Raw genomic sequence first — 4,394 nt, forward strand, 5'->3', positions numbered from 1 at the left:
ACGACGGCCGGCGTCGGCGCGTCGGCGGACGCCGATGCGTCGCGCGCGGCCGTGGCGACCGCGGACATCGACGCGCTGCGGGCCGCGCTCGCGGCCGTCGCGGTCGTGCCGAAGGACGCCGGCGCGGCGACCAAGCGGCGCGGCACCGTCGTGCTCGGGCTCGACGGGTCCTGCGCGGTCGGTCCGCTGCGAGCGCAGCACGAGGTCCGGGCCGCGGCGTGGGTCGGCGCGACCGCCCGCGAGCGCAGCCGGCTCGCGCGCCAGGAGCAGCTCGACGACGAGGTCGTGCGGCTCCAGGCCAAGGCCGAGGAGGTCCGCGAGACGCTCCGTGGGCTCGAGGCGCAGGCCGCGCGGGCCACGGCCGAGGCGCGCGCGTTGCTCGGTCGCGATCGCGAGCACGCCGCGGCGCGCAGTCGCCTGCACACGACCGAGGCCGCGGAGGAGGTCGCGCGGGACGCGGTGCGCGCGGCGGAGGAGGACGTCGTCTCCGCGCGGGCGGCGGCGCGTGACGCGCGGCTGGTCGCGAGCAGCTTCCAGCGCGAGCACGAGCTGCCCGACCGTGCGGGTCGGCAGACGCTCGCCGACCGGCTGACCGAGCTGCGCACGCAGCTGCGCGAGCTGCGGCCGCCGGCCGAGCGGCTCGCGCGCGACCGCCGTCAACGCGAGGCGGTCGAGAGCAAGCTCGGCGCGAAGGAGCAGGGGCTCGCGGGCGCCGAGGCCGAGCTCGCGCTCGCCGACGAGGAGCGCGAGCGCCGGGCCGGCGAGCTGGAGATGGTCAAGCAGCTCGAAGGCCCGGACCTGCTGAGCGTCCAGGACGAGCTGGACCGCACCGAGCCGGCGCTGACGGAGGTCAAGGCCGAGCTCAAGCGGCTCAACGACCAGGGCGTGGAGCTGACCAAGCGCGCGGCGGTGCTCGACGCGCAGGTCGAGGTCGTCGGCGGACGCCTGAAGGCCGCGGCGGCGGGCCGGAACTCCGCGCTGGAGGCGCTCACCCTGCTCGGCACGCACGGCCTGCTCGCGCTGCCCGGCGGCTCGCCCGAGGCGACGCTGCAGGCCGCGCGGGAGCTGGCGGGCGACCGGCCGCCGACGGACAGCCTCACGCACCTGAACACGCGCGTGAGCGCGCAGATCACGGCGCTGCGCGAGGCGCTCTCGCCCTCGCGCGGGTACGTGGTCGCGCAGGAGTACCCAGGTGACGACCGCGATCTGGTCGTCGTCACGGTCGCCCGCTCGGGCGATCACCAGCGCGTGCGGGAGCTGGCCGAGCAGCTCGCCGCGGAGCTCGAGTCGCTGAAGGCGAGCATCTCCGAGCAGGAGCAGCAGCTCATGCGCAAGTGGATCGTCGACGGCCTCGCCGACGCCCTTGCGGTGCGGCTGGCGGAGGTCCGCGACCAGGTCGAGCGCACGAACCGCGTGCTGGCCGCGTGCCGCACGCATTTCGGCATCCGCGTCGGCCTGCGGTGGGAGATCGAGGCGGAGGCGGCCGACGCGCTGCGGGAGACGGTCGCGCTGCTCAGCCGCGGCCCGGGCATGCTCGACGCCGACGCGCAGGCCCAGCTCGGTGAGCAGCTGCAGGCGCTCATCGACGCCGAGCGCGACCGCGGCGACGGCACGACCGCCGAGCAGATCGCGCGGGCGCTGGACTACCGCGCGTGGCATCGCTTCTGGGTGCAGGTCACGCGCGACGGCGGGCCCACGCGCAAGCTCACCAACCGGCTGCTCGTCGCCGGCTCGGGTGGCGAGCGGGCGATCATGCTGCAGCTGCCGCTGTTCGCGGCGCTGGCCGGGTTCTTCGACGGCGCCGCGCTGCCGTGCCCACGGGCGCTCGTGCTCGACGAGGCGTTCGAGGGCATCGACGACGCGCACGCGCGGCAGATGCTCGAGGTGCTCGGCGAGCTGGACCTGGACTTCATGATGGCCTCCTACAAGTTGCGGCCGTTCGTGCCGACGCACCGGTTCGCGCTGATCAACCTGCGCCGCTTCCGGTCCCAGCGCGTGGTCGTCGGGCAGCGGTCCGTCTGGACCGGGAGCCAGCTGCTCGCGGACGAGTAGGTACGAGGGTTGGGGTGCGGATCTCCGCACCCCAACGAGTACGGGCGGTCGAACCTTCGGGTGGGGCCCTGATGCCGGAGCGGCGGTGCGCGACGAGAGTGCGACCCATGCACGACGCACCCCTCCTCAGCCGGCGACGGATCGCCGGCGCCGCGGCCTCCCTGGCGCTGCTCGCGCTCGGCGCGCCCGCCGTGGCGCAGGCCGACTCGATCGCCTACATCAAGTCGGGCAACGTCTTCCTCGCCACCACGGACGGTGCGCGCGAGTACCAGGTGACCTTCGACGGCGGCTACTCGACGGTCTCGCAGGCCGACAACGGCCGGATGGCCGCGCTGCGCGGCGACAAGATCCGCCACCTCGAGCGCGACGGCAGCGTGATCGCCGAGATCCTCACGCCGGTCTCGACCTCGACCGACCCGACGATGCAGTTCAAGGGGCCGTTCGACCCGGCGATCTCGCCTGACGGCACGCGCGTCTCGTACACGTACTACTGGCAGTACACGGGCCACGACCCGTACTGCAACCCGCAGAACAACTGCTACGTCAAGCGCCTCTACCACGGCACGGCGTTCACGGACCCGAACCGCCTGACCGCGTGGGACGAGCCGGGCTTCGCGCGCCGATCGGGTTGGATCGACGCCGCGTGGATCGACAACGACACGGTCCTGCTCAGCGACCCGTACATCCTGCCCAACGAGGACACGGTCCTGTGGTCGCCGAGCGACGCGAACTCGCTCAAGCGCTGGTTCGAGGACTACGAGTTCCACGGCAAGCTCAAGGAAACGACGATGTCGCGCGACAAGTCCGCGCTCGCCGCGATCGGCGACGACGGCAAGGTCCTCTCGATCGCGCGGGCGGTCGGCGGCTTCTACCCCGACTACCCGACCCGCTGCGCGAAGGCGCCGGCCGACATCGAGGGTGAGAAGCTCTCCAAGCCGCAGCTCACCGGCGATGCCTCGCGCATCTTCTGGGCTTCGAGCGCGGACGGCATCCACGTCGCGGGCCTGCCGAAGTTCTCGGCCACCGACTGCGGCCAGTTCCAGGACCCGGGCAAGCTGCTGATCGCAGGCGCCACGTACCCGTCCTGGGGGCCGGCCGAGGTGCCGGCCGCTCGCCCGGCGCCCCAGGGCCCGGGTGGCAACACGCCGAAGCCGACTCCGGCACAGACGCCGGGCCAGCCGGGGACCGACAGCGGCTCGACGGCCAAGCTGAGCGTCACGAAGGTCAAGCTCGCGGCGGCGCTCAAGAAGGGGCTCGCCGTGCAGCTCAAGGGCGCGACGAACGGCAAGCAGACCGTCACGGCCAAGTACGGCAAGACGACGGTGGCGAGCGGGAAGGTCACCGTCAAGAACGGCGGCGGCAAGGTCACGCTCAAGTTCAGCAAGGCCGGCAAGGGCAAGCTGAAGGGCAAGAAGACCGTCAAGCTGAGCATCACCGGCGCGGGCGCGAAGCTGAACCTGACGCTCAAGCGCTGAGCGCCAGCGCGTACCCTGTGCGCGATGTCCGGCGGCCTGCTCGCACGTGAGGACGAGCTGGCCGCGGTCGCGCGGGCGGTCGATGCCGCCCGCGCCGCCACGGGCACCGTCCTGCTCCTCGAAGGTCCCGCGGGGATCGGCAAGACGACGGTGCTCGAAGCCGCCCGCCGCGTGGCGGGCGAGCGCGACGCCTTGGTGCTGTCCGCGCGCGCTTCGGAGCTGGACCGCGCGTTCGGCTTCGGGCTCGTCCACCAGCTGCTCGACCGCGCCGCGAAGCCGGAGCTGCTGGTGGGCGCCGCCGCGCATGCCGCGGTCGTCCTGGACCCCACGTCCGGTGCCGCCGAGGACGCGGGCTTCGCGGTCCTGCACGGCCTCTACTGGCTCGTCGCCAACCTCGCCGAGCAGCAGCCGGTCGTGCTGCTGGCCGACGACCTGCACTGGGCCGACGTGCCCTCGCTGCGCTTCCTCGAGTACCTCGCGCGCCGGATCGACGGGCTCGCCGTCGCGGTCGTCGCCACGACCCGCCCGCAGGAGCCGGGCGCCTCCGCCGAGCTGCTCGACGAGCTGCGCACCTCCGCGACCGTCGTCCGGCCCGGGCCGCTCCCGCGCGAGGCCGTCGCCGACCTGCTCACCGCCGAGCTGGGCGCCGCGCCCGACGCCGCGGTGATCGACGCGGCCCTCGAAGCGACGGGCGGCAACCCGCTGCTCGTCTCCGTGCTCGCGCGTGAGGCCGCCAGCGCCGGTGTGCAGTCGCCCGCGCAGCTCGCGGAGCTGGGCGCGCGCGGCGTGGCCCCGGCGGTGGAGCGGCGCCTGCGCCCGCTCGGCGCGGGCAAGTCGGCGGCCAAGCGGGCTTAGGGAGGCAAATTC

Annotated in this window: 3 protein-coding genes; all 3 read left to right on the forward strand. The window is 74.1% G+C overall.

Annotated features, from left to right (window positions below; translation table 11 throughout):
- On the forward strand, positions 1 to 2,052 hold a 2,052-nt coding region (locus OJ997_RS35935), incomplete at its 5' end, for an SbcC/MukB-like Walker B domain-containing protein (RefSeq protein WP_270030282.1).
- A gap of 107 nt (positions 2,053 to 2,159) precedes the next feature.
- The gene (locus tag OJ997_RS35940; RefSeq protein ID WP_270030283.1) at positions 2,160 to 3,527 is read left to right on the forward strand and encodes a hypothetical protein; all 1,368 of its coding nucleotides are present in this window, start codon (positions 2,160 to 2,162) and stop codon (positions 3,525 to 3,527) included.
- Between the two features lie 24 nt (positions 3,528 to 3,551).
- Positions 3,552 to 4,382 carry an AAA family ATPase gene (locus tag OJ997_RS35945; protein WP_270030284.1) on the forward strand — a complete coding sequence of 277 codons (831 nt, stop codon included), beginning with the start codon at positions 3,552 to 3,554 and terminating at the stop codon, positions 4,380 to 4,382.
- The last annotated feature ends 12 nt before the right edge of the window (positions 4,383 to 4,394 follow it).

The sequence above is a fragment of the Solirubrobacter phytolaccae genome, from assembly GCF_027587195.1.
GTDB lineage: Bacteria > Actinomycetota > Thermoleophilia > Solirubrobacterales > Solirubrobacteraceae > Solirubrobacter > Solirubrobacter phytolaccae.